The sequence below is a fragment of the Flavobacterium cryophilum genome, assembly GCF_048286555.1.
In the GTDB taxonomy this organism is placed as follows: domain Bacteria; phylum Bacteroidota; class Bacteroidia; order Flavobacteriales; family Flavobacteriaceae; genus Flavobacterium.
On sequence record NZ_JBLVPZ010000001.1, the window covers coordinates 918,346 to 941,510 of the forward strand.

Consider the following 23,165-nt stretch of genomic DNA (forward strand, 5'->3'; position numbering starts at 1 on the left):
TTTAAAACTATTCTCCTAAAAATGCGTATCTATAATCTTCTGGAGTAATAAACGTTTCTTTGATGGTTCTTGGCGAAGCCCAACGCAATAAGTTCAATGCTGAACCCGCTTTGTCGTTAGTTCCTGAAGCTCTGGCACCACCAAAAGGTTGCATTCCTACAACTGCTCCGGTTGGTTTGTCATTGATATAGAAGTTACCGGCAGCATTTTGCAATTTGGTAGTAGCCTGCTCGATAGCATAACGATGTTGACTGAAAACCGCACCTGTTAACGCATATTCTGAAGTCGTGTCAACTAGTTCCAAAGTTTCTTCCCATTTGTTGTCTTCGTAAACGAAAATCGTCATTACCGGTCCGAATAACTCCGTTTCCATAGTCGTGTAATGTGGGTTTGTCGTAACGATAATTGTTGGTTCAATAAAATAACCAACTGATTTGTCGTAATTTCCTCCAACGATAATTTCGGCATCAGCATCTTTTTTGGCTTGGTCAATAAAATTGGCCAATTTGTCGAATGAACCTTCGTGTATCACCGCAGTAATAAAGTTACCAAAATCTTCCGGAGAACCCATTTTCATAGATTTGGTATCCGTGATTAGTTGTTCTTTAATTGCTGGCCACAAACTTCTAGGTACATAAGAACGTGAAGCGGCTGAACATTTTTGACCTTGAAATTCAAAAGCGCCACGTACAATTCCAGTTGCAACTTGCTTCGGATTTGCACTTGGGTGCGCGATGATAAAATCTTTTCCTCCAGTTTCACCTACAATTCTTGGGTACGTTTTATAATGGTGGATGTTTGTTCCAATTTTTGCCCAGATACCTTTAAATACTTGAGTAGAACCAGTAAAGTGAATTCCTGCGAAATCACGGCTGGCCAAAACAGTGTCAGTAATCATTAAAGCATCGCCAAAAACAACGTTGATAACGCCATCAGGAACACCTGCTTCTTTAAATACTTCAATAATGATTTGTGCAGAGAAAATTTGGCTATCGCTTGGTTTCCAGATCACAACATTTCCCATCATTGCAGCACTTGCAGGAAGATTTCCGGCAATAGCTGTAAAGTTAAATGGTGTAATCGCGTAAACAAAACCTTCAAGAGGTCTGTATTCTAAGCGGTTCCACATATCCGAATTTGAGTTAGGCTGATCACCGTAAATTTGGGTCATAAACTCTACATTGAAACGTAAAAAATCGATAAATTCACATGAAGCATCAATTTCGGCTTGATGTACGTTTTTTGACTGCGCAATCATTGTTGCGGCATTTATTCTTGCTCTGTACGGACCTGCAATCAATTCAGCTGCTTTTAGAAAAATAGCGGCTCTTTGTTCCCAAGCCATATTGGCCCATGCTGTTTTAGCTTCTAATGCATTTGCAATTGCTTTTTCAACATGAGATTTTTCAGCAAGATGATAAGTTCCTACGATATGTTTATGATCGTGAGGAGCGGTCATATTTTTTGTGTTGCCAGTTCTAATTTCTTCGCTTCCGATATATAATGGCACATCGATTTTAGAATTCCACATTTTTGTGTAAGCTGCTTGTACAGCTGCTTTTTCTGGTGAATTTGGTGCATAACCTTTTACAGGTTCGTTTACAGCTTTTGGTACATGAAAAAATCCTTTTAACATATTTGTAAAATTATAAAATTAGAAATCCTTGTAATGTGTTTTTTAAATACGGCACAAAAGTACGAAGGATTGTTTGAAAAAAGACCTTTTTTGCTATAAACTAAAAGTAATGAGTTTCGAATATTGTGTTTTAGCCCAGGTAGAAATGGGAAGCTTTTTGTGGTCTTTTCTGTATTTCTACTAGTGAAAATAGGGCGACTTTAGAGGCTCCTTACTTTACTTAGAAAAAAATAATGGGATGACGAAAACTTGAAATGAATTGCTTCGCCTATTTACACTTTCAGGCTCGAGTGCTGGATGAGCTACTAAAAAAAATGATGTGAATTTTAATTCAAAGCAAAGGGGGCACATAACCTAAAAGTAGGGACAATAACTTTAAAGTTTTTAGTAGAGGTGAAGTTAATCATGTTGAAATATCCTTTCATTGCGCCATACGGTGAAGAAAGTAAACAGCCAGAACTGTACGTATGCAATTCACCAGGTTTTAAGACTGGTTTTTTTCCAATTACACCCTCTCCGTCAACTATTTCTATCGCATTTAATGAGTCAAAAATTTCCCAATGACGAGAAATCAACTGAACGGAATCTTTGCTGTGATTTTCAATTGTAATTACATAACTAAAGGCAAAATGAATCTTATAGTTTTTGAAGTAAGTGCCTTCAAAACTAGTCAAAACTGAAATTTTTATGCCTCTTGTTATTTGAGAAACCATGATTTAAGGGATGAATAGGGGTTTAATATTGACAAATTTACAAAAAATTGAACTTGTTTTGGCAAATTCTGATATGTTTTTTTAGTTAATGATGTTTAACGAATTCGCAATTCCTTTCCCAACAACTCTATCGTATCGATCCGTATTCTCTCGATAATATACGAGTGCAGTGTAATCATTTTCAGTTTGATAAAAATTACCGTCAACGGCATTTTCGTAGTCAATAATTCCTTTTTCGTCAGCAACAATGTATTGGTAGTTTGTAAATCCCTGCTTAACTAAAATCGCTTTCTCGTAAACTCCCTTTTGAGAATTATAATCCATTTTGTATTCAGGAGTCAGGTTGTAATTATTGAACATTCCGCCAACATAAATATTCTTTTTTAGTCTGAAAGTAGGGGCAGTTAGAGTGAAATAAACCCAAGCATAATCCGCTTCAATTTCGGGAGTAGTGGCATTTATATTATTAACTACAAAATCACCATTCACATCTTGGGTAAACGAGTAAGGGAAATTGGTTCGTGCCTCGTTAGCATACAAATTAGAACCGTATATAGCAGTATTCGAATCTACACGAGAAATGTTATTACCTGCGGATCTTATGTCTTTGTTTTCAAAAAACAAAAATTCATTTCCTGCCCAAAATTGTGTTTCAGTATCGTATTTATAAATCAAGTCATTTCCAATAGTGTATTGTGGAACCACATTTTTTATGGCGGTATTAAATTGTCCGTTTTGAAGCAGAACGACTCTAACGTTTTTCAAAGGATTTTGAAATGTTATCACGCTTGATTTTACAGTGAATTCTAAATTGTGTTTTAGTTCTACGTTGCTTACCGTTCGTGCTCGTTTCACTTGCATTGGAACGGTAACTAGATCTTCATACAAAATGAATTTTCTGGAAAACAACACTTCTTTATTCTCGTCTAAAACTTTAATGATATAATTTCCGCTAATTCGCAATTGCTGGGTAAACTGATTGGGAATTGATAATTTGTAGTGCGAATAAATTTGTAATGTATTGAATGAATTAGTGTAATCTTGAATTCGCTGATTGTCAAAACCTTGTAAATATTCATTTTTTGGAATTCCGGTAGGAGCCCAGTTGTAATCGCAATGAATTATTTCGTAATAATAATTAGCTTCATTACCAAAAAGGTCATCAAACTGCAATTGAAATCCTTCTCCTAATTTAAAAATTGGAACCACATTACGATCACTTTGTAAAAAAGAAATCGTTTTGATGTGGTAGGGGGCAACTATTTCTTTTTCTGCTTGTGCAGAGGAAGAAATAGCCATGAATACAAAAAGGAAATAGGGTACTATTTTAAAGAAAGAGTTTATCATTTTGCAGCAATTAAGATAGTGTAAATATAAGGAATACTCTCCATTTTTATATGGGAATGTAATTTAAAGGTTGAGTATATTTTGTGTGTATTTTCTGTTAATTAAAACACAATATTCAAAAATATTAAGAGTTATCTTATTAGTTTTACTTCAAATATATCTAACCCTATGAAAAAAATCAACAATTTAGTATTCGGAATTATGCTATTTCCTTTCGCTGTTTTTGCCCAGCAAATGGATTACTCAAAAGCAATTCCATTTGATCCTAGTGTAAAAACAGGTACTCTTGAAAATGGCTTAACCTATTACATCAAGAAAAATGCCAAACCGGAAAAAAAAGTAGATCTTAGACTGGTTGTAAATGCTGGTTCGATCCTGGAGGAGAATGATCAACAAGGATTGGCGCATTTTATGGAGCACATGTGTTTTAATGGAACAAAGCGTTTTCCAAAAAATCAATTAGTGGATTATTTGCAAAGTATTGGCGTAAAATTTGGGCAACATTTAAATGCATACACCAGTTTTGATGAAACGGTTTATTTTTTACCAATTCCGTCTGATAATCCTGAAAAATTAGAAAAAGGATTTCAAATTATAGAGGACTGGGCATTTAATACCGTTTTGACACCAGAAGAAATCGATAAAGAAAGAGGCGTAGTTCTAGAAGAATACAGATTGGGTTTAGGCGCTCAAAAAAGAATGTTGGGACGCTACATTGGTAAAATGATGCATGATTCCCATTATGCGGAACGTTTGCCAATTGGTCAAAAAGAAATTTTAGAAAAATTCAAACACCAATCGTTAATTAATTTCTACAAGGATTGGTATCGTCCTAACTTGATGAGCGTAATTGTTGTTGGTGACATTGATGTAGCTGAAATGGAGAAGAAAATCATTGCTCATTTTTCGAGTTATAAAAATCCAGCTAAAGAAAAACCTAGAAAGTTTTACGATGTGCCCAATCACAAAGAAACGTTTGTAGCTGTTGAAAGTGATAAGGAAGCTTCCAGTGCTCAAGTACAATTGATTTATAAAGATTATGGAGCTCCAAAACCAATTGTAAATATTGGAGATTTCAAAAATTATATCGTTGAGGGATTATTTGCTGCACTTTTAAATTCGCGATTGGATGAGCTTACAAATTCATCGACACCTCCATTTACTTATGGATATTCGTACTATGGCGGAACTTTTGCCAGAAATAAAAAAGCGTATCAGTCTGTGGCAATGTCTCAAGAGGATAAGCAACTAAACGCTTTGAAAGTATTGGTAACTGAAAATGAAAGAGCCAAGAAATTTGGATTTACGCAAGGAGAATTAGAACGTTCAAAATTAGAATTTCTTGCGTCTATTGAAAAAGCATACAACGACAGAGATAAGACTAATTCAGTTAATTTTGTTGGAGAATATCAAGCTAATTTCTTGGAAAAAGAGCCAGTTCCAGGAATTGCATGGACGTATCAAACGATGAAACAATTGATGCCTTTGATTGATTTGAAAGACGTTAATGGTTTAATTAAAGATTACATAAAAGAGGACAATCGCGTCATTATTCTTACTGGTCCTGAAAAAGAAGGGTTAAAAAAAGTTACGGAACAACAAGTTCTTGATGCTTTGAAAATTAATACGGATGATCTTAAGCCCTATGAAGATGCAGCCGTCGCTACAAGTTTAATAAGAAATGAGATTAAACCAGGTACAATTGTTACGCGTGAAAGTAATGCTAAAATTGGAACAAAAACGTTAGTATTGTCCAATGGTGTAAAGGTAACGTACAAGAATACAGATTTCAAAAATGATGAGGTTCTTTTTGAAGCAGTGAGTCTTGGTGGAACTAATTTATATACTAACGAGGATATGAAAAAAGTTCAATTTGCTAACGGAGCCTTGGCAGAAGCTGGATTCTCAGGATTAAAATTGAATGATATCAATAAATTTATGACGGGTAAGATTGCACGAGTGAGTCCATATATTGGTAGTGCTACCGAAGGTTTAAGAGGGAATACCACTCCAAAGGATTTAGAGTATTTGTTCCAAATGACCTATGCGTACTTCACTGATTTGAACTATGATCCTGAAGCTTTTGAAGGTTTTAAACAAAAGCAGTCTAGTTTCTTTAAGAATATGGCTTCGCAACCACAAAACTATTTTCAACAAGAGTTTTATACTTATTTGAACAAAGAAAATCCAAGATTCAACGGAATTATGCCAACGGATCAATCTTGGGCTGCAACAGATTACAAGTTAGCCTACACTAAATACAAAGAGCGTTTTGCCAATGCGGCTGATTTTGAGTTTTATTTCGTTGGAAACATTGACGATAAAATTATGGAAGCATATGCTGTAAAATATTTAGCGTCTTTGGCTACGACTGATAAAAAAGAGAAAACAGTAGATTTAGGATATAGATTGCTAAAAGGAGATTTGAAAAAAGTGGTTAATAAAGGAACAGATCCTAAAAGTAATGTAACTATTATGTATTATGGAGATGCAAAATATTCTGCTAAAGATGGGATGAGTATGCAAGCTTTAGGCGAAGTTTTGACTATCAAACTAATTGAACAATTACGTGAAAATGAAAGTGGCGTTTATGGTGTTTCGGCACGAGGAAGTTTGAATAAAGTTCCAAATGGATCCTACAGCTTTTCAATTGGGTTTCCATGTGGACCAGATAATGCTGAAAAATTGACAGCTTCTGCTTTAAAAGAACTTCAAAACATTATTGATAAAGGACCAGATGAAAAAGATGTGGCTAAATTTAAAGAAGGGGAACTAGCTGATTTCAGAAAAGATAGTAAAGAAAATAGATATTGGTTGTCTAATTTTACTAAATCCTATACGAATGGAAGCAGCGCTGAAGAAGTTTTGAAATTTGAAGAAACGGTTAATGCAGTAACGGCTAAGGATATTCAAGATATTGCAAAAAAATACCTTACAAAAGATAAAGTAATTGGAATATTAATGCCCGAAAAAAAATAAACCAATTTAATTACAAACTAAAAACCTGCTAAAGTTGAATTTAGCAGGTTTTTTTATGGTGAATTATTTAAAACAAACCGGGATAATTTCCCCTTTGGCCAAGCAATATTTTTCTATTAATTCGGGTGCAATTTTAGTGGTATACTCTTCTTCGATTACTTTAAAACCAACGCTTCGTAATTTATCAAAATAATCGCGTCCATAAATCCGAACGTGATCGTATTGACCAAAGATTTTAGCGCGTTCTTTTTGATCCGTAATGGTGTCATCAGCAAAAGTGGTAGCTCTGGACAAATCCTGTGGAATTTGTAAAATAGCCATTCCACCCGGTTTTAAAACCCGATACAATTCCTCCATCGCTTTTGTATCATCCGGAATGTGTTCTAAAACATGATTGCACAGAATAACATCATATTGATTGTCTTCAAAAGGTAAATTACAAATATCAGCCTTTACATCCGCCAAGGGCGAAAATAAATCAGTTGTAGTATAATCCAGATTTTGTTGATTGCGAAACAATTTGTAAAAAGCTTGTTCAGGTGCAAAATGCAGTACTTTTAATGCTGAATTTGTTTCAGCATCTCTTAATTGTATTCTTTTGGAATTTGTAACAGAATCTGAAACAAGTTCAGATTGAAAAAAATCAGTTTCATCATTTAAATACAACCACAATAAACGATGTCTTTCCAACGAAAGTGTGCTCGGCGAAAGCACATTATTTCGTTGCGTTCCATATCCGTACGGCAGAAACATTTTAAAACTTTTCCCGTCAATAGGATCAGTGAATGTCGTTCCTTTTAATGCAAATGCAAGAACTGGTCGGGCAACATAACTTAAACGGATTAGTAAAGGGCGCGGAATGGTATTGAGTATAAGTTTAAAAAGTTTTTTCATTATAGCACTAAAGGTGTTTGTCTAAACTCATCTTCTTCGTTGCTTATAATTCCTAATGCTTTGTAGATATATCCAAAAGTTGATAAAATTTCCGGTTTTCCATCAATAATTGCAACGTCATGCTCAAAATGTGCACTTGGTTTCCCATCTGCAGTCGTAATTGTCCAGCCGTCCTTGTGTTGCTTAATGTTTCGAGTTCCCATATTAATCATGGGTTCAATAGCAACAACCATACCTTCTACAAAAAGTTTCCCCCTGCCTTTTTTACCGTAATTAGGCATTTCAGGATCTTCATGCATTTTTTGTCCTACGCCGTGACCTACTAACTCACGAACAACGCCATAGCCATGTGCTTCCGTGTATTTTTGAATTGCATTTCCTACGTCTTCTACACGGTTTCCTAATTTTAATTCGCGGATTCCAACGTACAAAGATTCTTTAGTTACCTGCAATAATTTTTTTACTTCAGGAGCAACTTCACCTATTTCAAAAGAATAAGCATGATCGCCATGGTAGCCGTTTTTATAGGCGCCACAATCTACAGAGATTACATCACCACTTTTTAAAGGCGTATTATTTGGAATTCCATGAACCACTTGCGCGTTTGGGCTCATGCAAAGTGAGTTTGGGAAACCATATAATCCAAGAAAACTTGGTTCAGCTCCATGATCACGAATGAATGTTTCCGCTAATTTGTCCAGATATAAAGTAGTGACTCCTTCTTTTATTTCAGAAGCAACCATTCCTAATGTTTTTGATACTATCAAAGCACTTTCGCGCATCAATTCTATTTCTTCACGGGATTTTACAATAATCATAATTTCATATTTTCAGTTTGCAAAAATACAATTTTATAAATTATTTAATCCGGATTAGCCATTATTTTAAAGAGCTCTGAATTTGAAATGTAAAAACGGTTTTCCAAAGCGATCTTTGAAAGCTGAGCAAGGATTAAATTGTTCTCTCGGGTATTGATTAAAAACAGGGAGCTTTCACCAAAAGAAAATAAACGTTCCTCTGAATTTAACATCGTGAGATTGTCGACTACCAAACCTTTTATTAACACTTTTTGTTTTAATAACGATTCAATTTCTATTTTTTGAGCATTAATTTTATTGGTCAATTGCACTTTTTCTAAATCCAATATAAATTCAGATTCTTGCACTTTATATTTCGCTAATTTCAAACTTCCTCGTTCTTTTCTAAGAAACAAAGGAAAATAAAAATCCAATCCAATTTTATAATCCTCAAACTGATAGTTGTCAATATAACTGGGTTCTGCAATATAGGAGTAACCCACATCAATTTTCGGCAACAGCATATTGGCTTTCAGTTTCTTTTCCACGTTGAGTATATCAATTTTACTTTGCAAAGCATTGATTTTTGGATGATTGGTGATGGAGAAATCAACAGTCAATAAATCATTAGTTTTTAAACTTTCCTGGATCGTAAATTCCAATTGTGTTTCGGGGATCAGTTCATCGGATATTTCCAGTGGAATGTTGTTTTCCAACCAAAGAAAATTAGAGAGTTCTAATTTGGCTTTAGCCAATTTAAGCTTGGAATCTTCCAAATTAAGTATTCTGTTTTTTACAATAATTCCTGCCTCAACACTGTCTATCGCAGGTTTATCTCCTTGTTTGATTAATGACTGAATTCCTTTAAACCTAATTTGTGCATTATTATTGTATTCTTCATACAGTTGTACTTCGTTGAAGTTTTTCTTCCAATTGAAATATGCCAAGGAAGCATCATACAAAACAACAATGGCCTGCAGTTTTCGTTCGGCCTGACTCAATTGCATCTGTATTTTTGCTTTTCGAACATCAGCCATCCTTTGATTGATAAACAAACCTTGCCCGAGAGGAACGGTTATTCCTAGGGAAGTTAATCCTTGATTGGGAAGCGTATTTTGGGGATTTAAATAAACACCGTCACTATTGTCAAAACCTGCTTTAATCTCGATTCCATACCAAGTGGGGATTTTAAAACTGCTGTTTAATATGGAATAATATTCGGTGTTTTTGAATTGTTTTTTGCTGAAATCTACCTCGATTTTTGGGTCAAAGCCACCGCGAGCCATCATCAAATTAGCTTGTGCTTTATTGATTTCTAAGTTGGCATTCTTAACTAGAGGATGGTATTTCTTTACATAGCCTAGAAACTCATTGTAGGTAAGTTCTTTAGATGTGATTTCTTGTGCGGTCACAGAAAACCCAAAGAATAAAAACGCTAAAAATAGATGTTTCATTATTTCTTTTCTTTTGTGGTTTTGGTCGCTGGAGTGTAATAGTTTGGAGGAAATCCGTTTAAAGTTCTCCATAATTCAAACCAAACAGGAACATTATCTAACAGTGCAATAGTTTGTGCTCCGGCCCCTATACTCAATTGTTTAGGCCATTTGGCTTCATTTTTATCGGGTACAATTAATACTCTGTATTTGCCGTTTGCACTAATGAAGTTTTCAATGGCAACAATTTCGCCGCCAAAAGTTCCATAAGACATATCGGGCCATCCTGAAAATACAATTGTAGGCCAGCCATCAAACCAAACCCGAACTTTTTCTCCTTTGCTTAGCAATGGCAAGTCAATTGGGTTTACAAAAGTTTCAACCGCAATATCATATTCTGAAGGCATTATGGTCGCAATTGGTGTTCCTTCTTTTATGGTTTCGCCTAAACCGGCTTGTAGCGCCCTATTGATATAGCCGTTTTGCGATGCTTTGATGTAATACATGCCGTTGCGAATGCTGTAATTTGCATATTGATTTTCGAGTTTGTTAACCTGTGCATCGGTGTCGTACTGACTGCTGAGTGCTGTAAATTTATCACTATTAGCTTTTGAAACTTTCTCGGCGTACTCCGCGTCTATTCTGTTGATTTCAACTTTGGCGTTGATTAACTCGTTTTTGCTGGTTAAGTATTTGTTTTCTTGCGTGATAATCTTAGCGTCCACTTCTTGTAATTTCAGTCTTTTTTCCTCAATATCAGTCAGTGGTTTTAGTCCTTCTTTATTCAGCTGAACGGAACGATCGTATTGTGTATTGGCTATTTTCAGCTGGGTTTTTACGGCAACCAAATCCATACTGTCACTTTTTATTTTCAAAAGAGATTGTTTGATTTTATTTTTGGCTTGTTCCACCTTTAAACCCTTTTCTCTTTCAATGGCTTGAATTTGGCCCGATAACGTGGTTACTTTTGAACCATACGATTGTAAAGACTGCCTTTTGGCATTTATTTGATTTTCCGTATTTTCCAATAAATTAGGATCGAAATATTCCTCTTTTATTTCGGAGATAAACAGTATGGTATCGCCTTTATTGACAAAATCCCCTTCCTGAACGTACCATTTTTCAATTCGACCCGAAATCACACTTTGAATCGATTGTGGTCTTTGGCTTGGTTTTAATGTTGTTACGCTTCCAGTTCCTGAAATATTTTGTGTCCACGGCAGAAAAAGTGCTACAAACCCAAGTATAGAAACGCCTGCTATAATTTTATTCAAAATTTTATAGTGGGGCCTATTAGTCAAGTTTTTTACTGTTTCGTATCGATCAAGTGACGGCAGTTTTGTTTTGTTATCAGAGATGTTTAACATGGTTAAATATTTTTTAAATCAAGTTGAATCGCTCCGTTATGCATGGTGATTCTACGATTGCATTTGGTTTTCCAATACGGATTTTTTGACGAGACGATAATCGTCCATTTGTTTTTTTCAGAAGTGATGAAATCAATAATTTCATTAGCTACTTTGTCATCCATCATGTCTGTTGGATCTTCATAGAAAAGTATTTTCGGCTTATGAATGATACTTCTAGCCAACAGCATTTTCTGCGTATTGGACGATGACAATTGTTTTCCTTCCGGGAAAATGCGTGTATCCAAACCTTTGGGCAATGATTTTATAAATGCCGAAAGTTGTACGCCATCAATTGCCCATTTTAAATCTTCTGTGCTTATTGAGTTGTCGTTAAAATTAATGTTTTCTAAAAGCGTGCCTTCAAATGGCGTTTCACCGTGAATAATACTGCCGATTTGAGAACGGTATTGCTTCATATTTATTTTTCTAAACGTGTCATCATTGATGTAAAAAGAACCGGATGTAGGTTGTAGTAAACCGGATAAAATCCTTATAAACGTTGTCTTTCCGGAACCATTTTCTCCTTCAATTGCGATTTTTTCTCCTTGTCCAATTTTTAGTGAAATCGCATTCAATATTTCTTTTTCAGAATCTGGGAATTTGAAGGTAAGACTTTCTGTTTCTAATGAAATATTGGTATAATAGGTGTTGCTTTTGAAACTAGCCTCTTCCTCTAATTCTAAATCGGTTACACCTCCAATTTTTTCAACGGACGTCAGGACATCATATAATGTTTCCAACCCGATTATTATTTTTTCTACGGAATTGATTACTAATAAAATAATGATTTCTGCAGCCACAAATTGCCCAATATTCATTTGCTGTGATAACACTAAAAATCCTCCTATCGATAGTAAACTAGCAGTTATTATGACTTTAAAAACAATTAATTGACTGAATTGTCTTTGGATAATTTTAAAATGTTTCTCCCGATTGTTTAAATAATCACTAACCAGATTGTTGTTTTTTTGCAATCCATAATTATAGTGTAGTTCATTTTTAAAACTAAAATTATTTCGGGCCATTTCTTGTATCCAGCTGGCAACTTTATATTTATATTTAGATTCTTTTAAGCTGGTTTCGAGTCCGGATTTGTAAGAAAATTTAAAGATGAAATATAGAAGAAAAAATAATAACATACCAAATACAATAAAGTAAGGATGGTACAAAGACAGTAAAATTACTCCGAAAACTATTTGTAAAAGTGCTGCTGAAAAATCCGTCAATAGCTTAGAAGTTCCTTTTTGGATTGTCATAGTATCAAAAAAACGATTGGCTAATTCCGGTGGATAGGAGTTATATAGTTCTTCTGTTTTTATTTTTGGCAAGCGAGCCGCAAATTCAAAAGAGGAACGAACAAATATTTTTTGTTGTAAATTTTCGGTGATGCGGAGTTGCATTAAAGATAAAATCCCAACTAATGCGACACCAAAAACCACTAGAATAATTAAAACTATCCAAGAAGCGCTTACTCTGCCAGATTGTATAAAGTTTATGATCGCCTGAATTCCAAGCGGTAAAGATAAACTGATTAATCCGGCAAAAATGGCATAGAAAAATATTTGGTAAACATCATTTTTATCTAATTCAAGTAAGTTGTAAAAACGTTTTAAAGGAGTCATAGGAGCTATTTTTTTTATATGGATTATCGTAGGATATTTTCTGTAAGATTTAGATAAAATCGCGTTGTACTTACAGACTCATTACAATCTGTAATCGTTTTTAAATGCTCCGTTAGAAAGTTCTGATGCAAATTTCCTTCAACTATAGAAGAAACTAGTGATTTGGCAAAAGGGTATTCCGGATTGACTTCACTTACAATGCTTACAATTCGATTAATCACCCTTTTGTAAATCAGGAAAAAACCTTCTTTGTTTTCTTGATCTACTTCTTTTGTGTGTAATGTTTTTGTGAATTCAGCAATAATGATTTTATTCAAAATAGCTTCATTGACGTACGCTGTGTTCGTATCATCAGCAACTTTTTCAGTGACGATGGTTATTGCTTTGATAAGTTTTTCCTTTGGATCCGTAATATTAGTCGTTGCAAAAATTAGTTTGTACTCCATCCAGCTCCAGTACCACGAAGATAGATAAACCAATAATTTATGTTTATTTTCAAAGTAGCGATAAATGGAGCTTTCATTGGAACCTATTTTTTCTCCTAATTTTTTGAAGGTAAAATTATCGAATCCAATTTCGTCTATCAAAAGGATACTTTGTTCCACAATTTTCTTGCCCAAAGGTGAGGTTTCCGGATCCTTAACATAGATTTTTTCGTTGACTTGTATTTTTAAATTGGGCAGTATCGTATTCATTGTTGATCATATTTCACGCAAAGATAATAGTATTGCTATCAATAATGAGATTTTAACTTTTATTTATAAAAAAAGCTACTCATAAGGAATAGCTTTTAATTCAAATTGTACTGTTTATTTTAGTTACAGCAAAGAATGACAAGTCATTACCGCTGGTTTTTCGACTCCCATTAATTCTAATATAGTTGGTGCGATATCGCCCAAAACTCCATCATGAATAATTCGTAAATCTTTGTCCACTAAAATAATTGGAACTGGATTAGTAGTATGCGCTGTATTAGGGCTTCCGTCAGGATTCATCATGGTTTCACAATTTCCGTGATCCGCAATTACGATTGTAGTGTAATTATGGGCTAATGCTGCTGTAATTACTCTTTCTACGCACTTGTCAACCGCTTCACACGCTTGTATTGCAGCACTCATTATCCCGGTATGGCCTACCATATCGCCGTTGGCAAAATTTAGACATACAAAATCTACTTCCTCTTTCTCTAGTTCTGGAATTAAAGCATCGGTCAATTCAAATGCACTCATTTCCGGTTGCAAATCATAAGTTGCAATTTTTGGAGAATTTTTCAAGATGCGGCTTTCGCCAATAAAAGGGAGTTCTCGTCCACCAGAAAAGAAGAAAGTTACGTGAGGATATTTCTCTGTCTCGGCGATGCGAATTTGCTTCTTATGTGCTTTTTCTAATACCTCGCCAAGTGTTTCAGTAATATTATCTTTGTTATAAACGACTTTTATATTTTGGTAGGTTTCATCATAGTTAGTGAGCGTGACATAATACAAATTAAGTTTGTGCATGTTTTGTTCATGACAGTCTATTTGAGTTAGTACTTCAGTTAGTTCTCTACCTCTATCTGTTCTAAAGTTGAAGAAAATAACAACATCATCTTCTTCAATAGTAGCTCGCGGTTTGTCATATTCATCGACCATAACCGTAGGAAAAATAAATTCATCAGTTACGTTAACTTCATAACTTTCTTCGATGGAAGCAACTGCATTCGTGGAATGTGTTCCAATTCCGTTTACCAATAGATCGTATGCCAGTTTTACTCTTTCCCAGCGTCTGTCACGATCCATTGCATAATAACGTCCCACAACCGAAGCCAGTTCTACGGTAGTTGTCGCTATGTAATCTTGTAGATCCTGAATGTAATGTTTGCCGGATTTTGGATCCACGTCACGACCGTCAGTGAATGCGTGAACGAAAACTTTTTGTAATCCGTGTTGTTGTGTCGCGTCAATTAAACCGCGCAAATGAGAAGTATGAGAGTGCACGCCGCCATCAGAAACTAATCCTAAAAAGTGCACTTTTTTGTTATTTATTCTCGCATAGGTAAAGGCATCAACTAAAACTTGCTCTTTTGCTAAAGTATCATGTGCGACAGCGAGGTTAATTTTGGCTAAATCTTGGTAAACAATTCGACCAGCACCCAGATTCATGTGTCCTACTTCGCTGTTTCCCATTTGTCCCTCAGGAAGTCCAACATTTAATCCATCAGTTCGAAGTTGAGCACTTGGGAAATTTCTATATAAACTGTTGATAAATGGGACATTGGCATTATCAATTGCTGAGACTTTCGGATCAGGCGATTTTCCCCAACCGTCCAGAATCATAAGAATTACTTTTTTGTTCATTATACTATATTTTGTACAAAGATAAAGTATTTCTAAAAATGTTCGAATGAATGGAAATCACTATTATGCATTCGTACGCTAATGATAACAAATAATGATTATTTTGTTGTGGAAAGAGGTCTTTTTTAAAGTAATGCCTTTAGAATTTATTCTTAACTTGATTGTAATCTATAAAATAACGCACACTTATTGAGAACACATGACTCAGTGCATCGTTGTTGAGTAGATTAGTAACATTGTCAGTAAACTCTTTATTAATGTTTCTTTCAAATGCACCTGCATTATTTCGATATAAAACCGAAACCTGACTTCCGGGCGCAAACCACCAAGTGTATGACAAGTCGGCATTCCAGGAGTAAAAACTCGAGTTTTTGTTTGTTGTGTATCCTGCAAAATCAGCTAGTCGTCCGTTGGGTTGTAAGGATAAAGTGTTCTTATTTTCGGCATACGACCAATATTGACGTAACGAAATATTAAATGTCATTTGGCTGTTCAACGCATACTTGCCAGAAAGCGTATTGGAATATGTAATTACATTTCTATTGGCAAAAAGTACCGTGTTTGGTGTTGTTGCATTCATATCATCATTTACACTGTCAATGAACCCTTTATTATTGTTTTGTCTAAAAAAGTTAAAGTTGTAATTCAGGGAAAACTTGTCATTAAAACGATATCGTGGCCCCACAGAAAAACCATAAGAATTTCTTCCAGCCTCATCAAAAACAGCGTAAGATGGATTGAAATTAAAAGCGAAACTATTGTTATAATTGGTCGAAATGTATATAAATCCGCCTATTTTAGTTGGTTTTATAACGTACCTGTCAGCAGTTCTCGGTTCATAATAATCATAAGTTTCTACTGGATTAGCATCCAATCCTATTCCTAAATAATGATTCTTTTTATTTTTCAAATTAATTTGAAAGTTAATATTACCGGATTGTAATTTACCGGTTTCTTTTTGAAATTGCGAATAAGTTTTTATTCGGGCGTCAAAAGAGTTAAAATACTTTGTCGGATTAAGGATTCGATAACTGGTGTTACCATACAAACTGTAATAATTAGTCTCAAAGTTAATTCCTAAATCATTATTATCAAAATCTTTGGTTGTAATCTCAGCTCCCATACCATGTCGGAATTTGCCACTGGTTTCAGACAAATTTAGTTGGGAATAAATCCCTTTTTTATCTGTAACGGCATTGATGTAACTGTATTTGAAATCTCCTGAAAGGTTGTAGGTATTTTTTTTGGTGTTTAAATCCCAAACCAAGGCCGTAACATTTCCATCACGAAAACTTCCATTTCGAGTTACATTTGTATTTACAAATGCAACGGAGGAATTTTTGCGAAAGCGTTGATCCAGCACTAAGACATTGTAATTTGCTAGTGGTTCCACTACTTCTTTTCGTACTTCTTGTGTGTTATTATTTTGAAATGACGCCCAAGTTTTTTCGGTAACTGCATTCAGAATTCCTATTCCCAATCCATTTTTAGTCCTTCCAGAAACTTTTAAAGCATTGATAAGGTTTACACTTGCTGGATTGTCGATGATTTTTTCATTGACACCAGCGGTTGGATAATTGGTTGGGTTTCCCCCAATTCTTCTCGAGTACACTAAATTTCCTTTACTGAATAAATCCGTTCCTTCGGTAAAAAAGGGCCTGTTCTCGTTAAATTGCTGCTCAAATGGTCCTAAATTCAGAATTTGATCATCGTATTTTGTTTGTCCAAAATCAGGAATAAGAATTAGGTCCAGCGTAAAAGCATCGTTTATTCCATACTTTAAATCCAATCCGCCTTTAAGTGTTCCGTATGTTTTTTGTCGTGCATTAGCATTTACATAAAAGGAAGAATACGGTAAAAGGAAGAGTCGAGTAGGTGGTTTTATGTTTTCAATTCCTTCCAAAACCCCAGTTTGTTGGGTGAACGTTCCTAGTTTTGAATCAATGAAATTCCAAGTATATTTATGGCGATCTCGTCTAATTTCCCTAAAAAAATTAAGTCCCCATGTTTGTTTAGTCTCACCAGAAAAACGCAGTGCCGCGTACGGAATTCTCATTTCTACCACCCAGCCTTTTTCGGTAATTACAGCTTTACTTTTCCAAACGGCATCCCAGGAATAATCCTCCCCGTTAGTATCTGTGGTAATACAATCTGCCTGACCATCAGCTGCATTTACAAAAAATTGAAAATCTTGTTGTCCATCATTAAAACCATTTACAAAAACACCAAAAAGATCAGAAGTACCAAAATTATCGCGCTGGGTTATTTCTCGTAAAATTTTATCTGGGTTTTCATCGTACATAACAGCTCCAATATATATAGCGTCATTGTCGTAAAGAACTTTTACTTCTGTTTTCTTATTTTCTGGAATTGCTTTGCCATTGTCTGGATCAAACATGATGAAATCACTAGCAATTGCAGCGGTTTTCCAGGTATTTTCATCTAATTTACCGTCTATTTCAATTTTTTCCGAAATGAATTTCGTTTGTAATACTTTCTTTTGGCTGTAGCCAAAAAAACTTGCTAATAGAAAACAAAGTAAAAATTGATTTTTCATGAAATGATTGATTACTGATTGATGCAAAATTAAGAAAAACCAAAAAGCTTCAATGGTACAAAGCACTAAGCGACTACATAGTTTGCACTATTAGACTCTTTTTTTACGTAAATGTTACAATTAAAGTAGAAAATTAAAATTTATTTTTCACAGCATTGTAATCAATAAAATAGCGGATGCTTACGGAAAGAACATTAGTTAGGTCGCTGTTAAAGATATTTTTTAAATTTTTAGATAAATCTTTTTCGACTACAGCGGCTCTCTCTAAACCATAGTTACGATACAAAACAGAAATTTCACTTCCTGGGGCAAACCACCATGAATACGATAAATCAAAATTCCAAGAATTAAAATTTCTGTCTTTGTTTTTTGTATAAGTAGTATTTGGTGTCAAATAACCGCTGTCTTGTAAGGTGAAAAACTGATGGTTTTTTGAGTATGACCAATAATAACGGGCCGTTAAGTTAATTGTCATTTTGTTGTTCAACGAATATTTGCCGGTAAAATCATTTTGAAGTATTTCGCGATTACGTTCGGCAAAAATGATTCCGGCATCGTCAAACCCAACCCAGCCCCTATCGTTTTTTCGGTTAATATAGTCCAATGTGTATGCTAAAGAGAATCTGTCGTTGAATCGGTACTTTGGACCTACATAAAGACCGTAATTACCTCGTCCATTCTCATTGTATTTTGTAAACGACGGTTGGATAATTATCGAAAAAGCATTGTTTTCATTAGATGTAAAATTTACAGCAGTAAAAACTTTTTCAGGAATAAAAACATATCTTTCGTATTCTCGAGGTTCATAAAAATCGAAAGTTTTGAATGGTGAAAATTCAACCACAAATTCTAAGTAGTCGTTGTGTAATGTTGTTGCTTTTATTTCCGTTCCAAATGCACCAGTTTGCAGTTTTCCAGTGGTGTTTTCGATTTCCAAATTGACAAATTGGTTCACTCTAAATGTATTAAAATTTTTTGTTGGATTTACAATTCTGTAACTACCGCTGGCATATGCGTTATGGTAGTTAGTGTAGAAAATTATTCCTAAATCATTTACATCATAGTTTTTTGAAACATATTTTCCAGAAAGTAAATAGCGGTATTTTCCACTGGTTTTTCTAAAATTTAATTCGGCTTTATAACCATCGTAATCTTCAAGCGTATTGATAGTACTGTATTTAAAATCTCCGAATAAATTATAGGAGTTCTTTTTTGTGTTCAAATCAAACAATAATGCCGAAACATTCGCATCTCTGAAACTTCCATTACGTGTCGTGTTTGCATTAACAAATGAAACCGATGAGTTTTGGTTGAAACGTTGATCTAATACTAACATATTGTAATTAGTTAGTGGCTCAATGACCTCTTTTCTGACTTCACCAGTGTCATTATTTAAAATAGTTGCTTTTGTCTTTTCGGTAACGGCATTTAGGAATCCAATTCCCAGCCCTTTCTCTGTACGGCCTGATATTTTCACAGCATTCAATAAATCTACCGTACTTGGATAATTGGTTATTTCCTCATTTTCAATAGTTGCAGGTTCCGTGCTTGGAGCGCCGCCAATTCTTCGGGAATAGAATAGATTTCCTTTGCGGAATAGATCAGTTCCTTCGGTAAAAAACGGTCTGTTTTCTTCCAACTGTTGTTCGAAAGGCTCTAAATTCAAGATAGCATTGTCAAATTTTGTCTGTCCAAAATCTGGCACCAAGATAGCATCTAAAGTAAAGGAATCGTTGATGCCGTATTTTATGTCCAACCCAGCTTTTAAAGTGGTGTCAGAACCAATATCACTTTGTTGGTAGTACGCTGATGAATATGGGATCAAGAAAAGTCGGGTTGGCGTTTCTATGCTTTCAATTCCTTGAAGAATTCCCGCTTGCGGAATAACAGCTCCAATTTTAGTGTCAATCCTATTCCAAGTATATTTTTGCACATCTCGCTTAATTTCACGCATGAAGTTCAAGCCCCACGTTTGTTTATCGGCTTTCGAAAATCGCAAAGCGGCATAAGGAATTTTCATCTCCACAACCCAGCCAAATTCAGTGAGTGTTACTTCGCTGTCCCAAATGGCATCCCAAGTAAAATCTTCATAATCTTCTGTTGCCAAACAGTCCATTTGTACACCCGCGGCGCTTACAAAAAATCGAAAATCTTGTTGTCCATCATTAAAGCCATTAATGTAAACAGAAAAGTGATCCGAAACCCCAAAAACATCACGATTTGTTATTTCTTTCTGAATCTTTCCTGGTTCATTATCATAAAGTAATGCCGATATATAAATAGCATTGTTATCGTACAATACCTTTACCTCTGTTTTTTTATCATTGCTTATCGGTTTTCCATTATCCGGTTCAAACATTATAAAGTCAGAAGCTACTGCAGCTGTTTCCCATACTTGCTCGTTTATTTTAGCGTCAATTGTTATGTTTTCAGTGATGGATTTTGCTTGAAGCATTTTTTTTTGGCTGAAGCCATTGACACTGAAGATTATTAAAAAAAAAAGGGTTGTAGAATATAATTTTGACATAAATTGGGGTTGATTCTAAACAAAAATAGCAAAATTAACATGCAAATTTTGATTTTTATGATTTTTCGCCCAATATTTCATTAAGTTCCGCGTTATTAATGGACTAAATTTTTGTTAAAAATGTTTTGATTCTTGTTTTTTGACGTACGTTTGCACTCTTGAATTAATTTATAACCTAAAGACAATCAATGATTTATAATCTATTTCCTACCATTTTATTTATGCTGTTTTCTCTCTTTTCTAGCGAAACAAGCGTTCCTGAATCCAACGATGTTAAAGCAGTAGTGTATGCCAAAACGGTAGAATCTAGTGTTGAAGCAAAAATTGAAGCGGCATATAAAAATTTGCATTCTGATAAATTTGCGTTGCCTAAATCAGAAAGCTTTACAGAAGCTTTGAAAGGATATTATTCGTTGAAAGAGAAAGGATTAATTAAGAAAGATATTTTAACCTTGATTGATTTTAGTTTGTCGTCGAATACCAAAAGACTTTGGGTAATTGATCTAGTTACAGGAGATATATTATTTCATTCTCTTGTCGCGCATGGTAGAAATACAGGCAATGAATTTGCTTCTAATTTTTCAAATTCAGCGGAATCGTTTAAAAGCAGTTTAGGCTTTTATGCCACAGGTGAAATTTATAATGGCAAACATGGAATGTCACTTAAATTAGATGGTTTAGAAAAGGGAGTTAATGACAATGCAAGAGCAAGAGGCGTGGTTATGCATGCTGCTGATTATGTTTCTAATTCATTTATCAAAAACAATCACAGACTAGGGAGAAGTCAAGGTTGTCCAGCTGTGCCGGTAGAATTATCAAAAGAAATTATCAGCACGATAAAAAACAAATCATGTTTCTTTATATACCATCCATCAAGAGTCTCTAAATTTGGAGCAGAATCAGTTTCTTAATTTAGTATTTAATTCAACATCTAGATAAACATCATTTCCTGGAAATCAGTTTATTATTTTCGCTCCAAGCGGTAAAATAGTATAATTGGAGAAAACTTATTGTCAGATTTTTACAAATTTACTTTTTTCATTTTGTTAGATTTCTGTAATTTCTTCAAGATTCCAATTGATGGAATCATCCAGTAAATGGGCTGTTAATAATCTTGAAACTACCCGAAACTACCCAAACAATCTTTTTGCCAAAGAATCCCTGTTATTGGTGTCGTGTAATAAACAAAAAAGCAATTTCAAAAAATAATTGTACCCATTCCCAGCGTATTATATGTTGCCGAATTTTGTGGGTAGCGATACCTTTAAGCCGATAATGTGTTCTCCAGCTCCATTTACATTTATGTCAAAAGGCAATCCATTGACTTGACCTGTGATTCCATTTTGTTTAAAATTCAGTAAGTCCTTCGCATGGATTGAACTGGATTAAATTTGAACTTTGGTGGGTACAATATTTTTTTGAATGGAGTAGTCTTTCTCCAAAACCTTTTTTTTGATACTATTTTTCGGCAGTAAATAAATCGTTTTTTGTTTCGAATACTGGAATATCGCGTGTCAAATTTTCTTGATCATGCAGTCCAAGTTAAACTACAGTTGCCAAAGTATCTCCATCAAATTGACAAATTTCAATTGATTTTTCTGCTCGAGGTACGTATTGTCTTATCGCAAATGTTTCCAAATCGATGATTTTTTATACGGGTGGCATCATTTTTTTAAAATGTTTTTTCAGCGTAATAATGGTATAATAATTTCATATTAAATTCTTTATGAATTTTATATGCTTTAATACAAATGTTCGTGCGGGTAAGTTTGTGATTTTTTGAAAAAAAACTTGCATTGAAGCAAACTTATTAATTATATTTGCACCGTTGTTAATGCGAAAGTAGCTCAGTTGGTAGAGCTCCAGCCTTCCAAGCTGGTTGTCGCGAGTTCGAGCCTCGTCTTTCGCTCGAATCCTCAAATTTATTTTGAGGTTTTTTATTTTACTGTTGTAATGCGAAAGTAGCTCAGTTGGTAGAGCTCCAGCCTTCCAAGCTGGTTGTCGCGAGTTCGAGCCTCGTCTTTCGCTCCAAAAACCTCAAACTCCTTGTTTGAGGTTTTTTTTGTCATTTACTTTAGAATTATTTTATAAAACGTAAGTCAGTTCCACTTTTAAGTTCTTCGGGTATTTGGTTTTGTCTAAAGAGTCGTGCTGTCAAATCGCCTTTGAGTATAATTGTGTCGCCTTTTACATCCAGCCAACTTCCTTCTCTTAACCCTAAAACTGGTACAGAATTATAGGCATGAAACTCTTTTATTCTGGTTTCACGAGTTTCTCCCATGTGTTTAGAGCTGGTATCGGGATCTAAATAATGCGGATTTAAATTAAAAGGTAGTAATCCCAAAGTCTTAAAACTTGGCGGATAAACTATCGGCATGTCGTTTGTAGTTTGCATTGTTAATCCACAGATGTTGCTTCCTGCGCTGGTTCCTAAATATGGAGTTCCATTTTTTACTACATCAGAGAGAATCTCCATCGTATTGGTTTTGTATAATTGTGACACTAAAACAAATGTATTTCCGCCTCCGGTAAAAATCCCTTCTGCATTTTTCACAGCTGATGCTGCGTCCTCGAACTCATGTATTCCTGTTACTTTTTTATTTATTTTGGCGAAAGCCAAGCGTACCATTGCAGTATATTCCTGATGAGAAATACCGCCAGGTCTTGCATAAGGGATAAAAAGAATTGTGTTGCAGTTTTGAAAATGCAATTGCAATTCAGGTAATAAATAGTCCAGATAATTCTCGTTAGCAAGAGTAGAAGTACTTGCGATTAATATATTTTTCATTTGTATAGTCGATAATTTGTGCTAAAGGTATTGAATCAGTCTTTTTGATTAGCTCTTTTTAATTAACATTTTTTTACCAACCCATTAGTAAATAATTTGGAACGCATTAAGATACTTTTACGAGGTG

Annotated in this window: 15 protein-coding genes and 2 tRNA genes; 4 read left to right on the forward strand and 13 right to left on the reverse strand. The window is 34.7% G+C overall.

Features of this window, described 5'->3' with window-relative positions; translation table 11 throughout:
• Positions 1 to 7 precede the first annotated feature (7 nt).
• The 3 genes from pruA to ACNQGJ_RS04135 form a co-directional block, all read right to left on the reverse strand.
• The gene (pruA, locus tag ACNQGJ_RS04125; protein ID WP_417969801.1) at positions 8 to 1,636 is read right to left on the reverse strand and encodes an L-glutamate gamma-semialdehyde dehydrogenase; all 1,629 of its coding nucleotides are present in this window, start codon (positions 1,634 to 1,636) and stop codon (positions 8 to 10) included.
• A 326-nt stretch (positions 1,637 to 1,962) separates the two neighbouring features.
• On the reverse strand, positions 1,963 to 2,349 hold the full coding sequence (gene apaG, locus ACNQGJ_RS04130; RefSeq protein WP_417969799.1) for a Co2+/Mg2+ efflux protein ApaG: 387 nt from the start codon (positions 2,347 to 2,349) through the stop codon (positions 1,963 to 1,965).
• Positions 2,350 to 2,430: 81 nt separating this feature from the next.
• The gene (locus ACNQGJ_RS04135) at positions 2,431 to 3,648 is read right to left on the reverse strand and encodes a type IX secretion system plug protein (protein ID WP_470303334.1); all 1,218 of its coding nucleotides are present in this window, start codon (positions 3,646 to 3,648) and stop codon (positions 2,431 to 2,433) included.
• A gap of 216 nt (positions 3,649 to 3,864) precedes the next feature.
• Here ACNQGJ_RS04135 and ACNQGJ_RS04140 point away from each other — a divergent pair, with 216 nt between their 5' ends.
• On the forward strand, positions 3,865 to 6,675 hold the full coding sequence (locus tag ACNQGJ_RS04140) for a M16 family metallopeptidase (protein WP_417969795.1): 2,811 nt from the start codon (positions 3,865 to 3,867) through the stop codon (positions 6,673 to 6,675).
• A 63-nt stretch (positions 6,676 to 6,738) separates the two neighbouring features.
• Here the strand turns inward: ACNQGJ_RS04140 and ACNQGJ_RS04145 are convergent, their stop codons facing one another.
• The 9 genes from ACNQGJ_RS04145 to ACNQGJ_RS04185 all read right to left on the reverse strand — a co-directional run bounded on the left by ACNQGJ_RS04145 (position 6,739) and on the right by ACNQGJ_RS04185 (position 20,178).
• Positions 6,739 to 7,569, reverse strand: coding sequence for a class I SAM-dependent methyltransferase (locus tag ACNQGJ_RS04145; protein WP_417969793.1), 831 nt, complete (start codon positions 7,567 to 7,569; stop codon positions 6,739 to 6,741).
• Positions 7,569 to 8,387 (reverse strand): type I methionyl aminopeptidase, encoded by an 819-nt coding sequence (gene map / locus ACNQGJ_RS04150; RefSeq protein WP_417969791.1) that lies wholly within the window; start codon positions 8,385 to 8,387, stop codon positions 7,569 to 7,571. Before map ends, ACNQGJ_RS04145 begins: the two co-directional genes overlap by 1 nt.
• A gap of 44 nt (positions 8,388 to 8,431) precedes the next feature.
• A complete protein-coding gene (locus ACNQGJ_RS04155) occupies positions 8,432 to 9,820 on the reverse strand; it encodes a TolC family protein (protein ID WP_417969789.1) in 1,389 nt (462 codons plus the stop codon).
• The gene (locus tag ACNQGJ_RS04160) at positions 9,820 to 11,166 is read right to left on the reverse strand and encodes an HlyD family secretion protein (protein WP_417969787.1); all 1,347 of its coding nucleotides are present in this window, start codon (positions 11,164 to 11,166) and stop codon (positions 9,820 to 9,822) included. Before ACNQGJ_RS04160 ends, ACNQGJ_RS04155 begins: the two co-directional genes overlap by 1 nt.
• A 2-nt stretch (positions 11,167 to 11,168) precedes the next feature.
• Positions 11,169 to 12,830 (reverse strand): peptidase domain-containing ABC transporter, encoded by a 1,662-nt coding sequence (locus ACNQGJ_RS04165; RefSeq protein ID WP_417969785.1) that lies wholly within the window; start codon positions 12,828 to 12,830, stop codon positions 11,169 to 11,171.
• 23 nt (positions 12,831 to 12,853) lie between these two features.
• Entirely contained in the window at positions 12,854 to 13,525 is a 672-nt protein-coding gene (locus ACNQGJ_RS04170) for a TetR/AcrR family transcriptional regulator (RefSeq protein WP_417969783.1), read from the reverse strand.
• 123 nt (positions 13,526 to 13,648) lie between these two features.
• A complete protein-coding gene (gpmI, locus tag ACNQGJ_RS04175) occupies positions 13,649 to 15,166 on the reverse strand; it encodes a 2,3-bisphosphoglycerate-independent phosphoglycerate mutase (RefSeq protein WP_417969781.1) in 1,518 nt (505 codons plus the stop codon).
• A 139-nt stretch (positions 15,167 to 15,305) separates the two neighbouring features.
• On the reverse strand, positions 15,306 to 17,723 hold the full coding sequence (locus tag ACNQGJ_RS04180) for a DUF5916 domain-containing protein (protein WP_417969779.1): 2,418 nt from the start codon (positions 17,721 to 17,723) through the stop codon (positions 15,306 to 15,308).
• A 133-nt stretch (positions 17,724 to 17,856) separates the two neighbouring features.
• Complete coding sequence (locus ACNQGJ_RS04185) at positions 17,857 to 20,178, reverse strand: DUF5916 domain-containing protein (protein WP_417969778.1); 2,322 nt, start codon at positions 20,176 to 20,178, stop codon at positions 17,857 to 17,859.
• 260 nt (positions 20,179 to 20,438) lie between these two features.
• On the opposite strand from ACNQGJ_RS04185, the gene ACNQGJ_RS04190 reads away from it, so the two are divergent.
• The 3 genes from ACNQGJ_RS04190 (at position 20,439) to ACNQGJ_RS04200 (ending at position 22,281) form a co-directional block, all read left to right on the forward strand.
• Positions 20,439 to 21,161, forward strand: a complete 723-nt coding sequence (locus tag ACNQGJ_RS04190; protein ID WP_417969776.1) for a murein L,D-transpeptidase catalytic domain family protein — start codon at positions 20,439 to 20,441, stop codon at positions 21,159 to 21,161.
• A gap of 925 nt (positions 21,162 to 22,086) precedes the next feature.
• A tRNA-Gly gene (locus ACNQGJ_RS04195) sits at positions 22,087 to 22,159 on the forward strand.
• A gap of 46 nt (positions 22,160 to 22,205) precedes the next feature.
• Positions 22,206 to 22,281: transfer RNA gene (locus tag ACNQGJ_RS04200), tRNA-Gly, on the forward strand.
• Between the two features lie 49 nt (positions 22,282 to 22,330).
• Here ACNQGJ_RS04200 and pepE read toward each other — a convergent pair.
• Positions 22,331 to 23,038, reverse strand: a complete 708-nt coding sequence (gene pepE, locus ACNQGJ_RS04205) for a dipeptidase PepE (RefSeq protein ID WP_417969774.1) — start codon at positions 23,036 to 23,038, stop codon at positions 22,331 to 22,333.
• Positions 23,039 to 23,165: the final 127 nt, after the last annotated feature.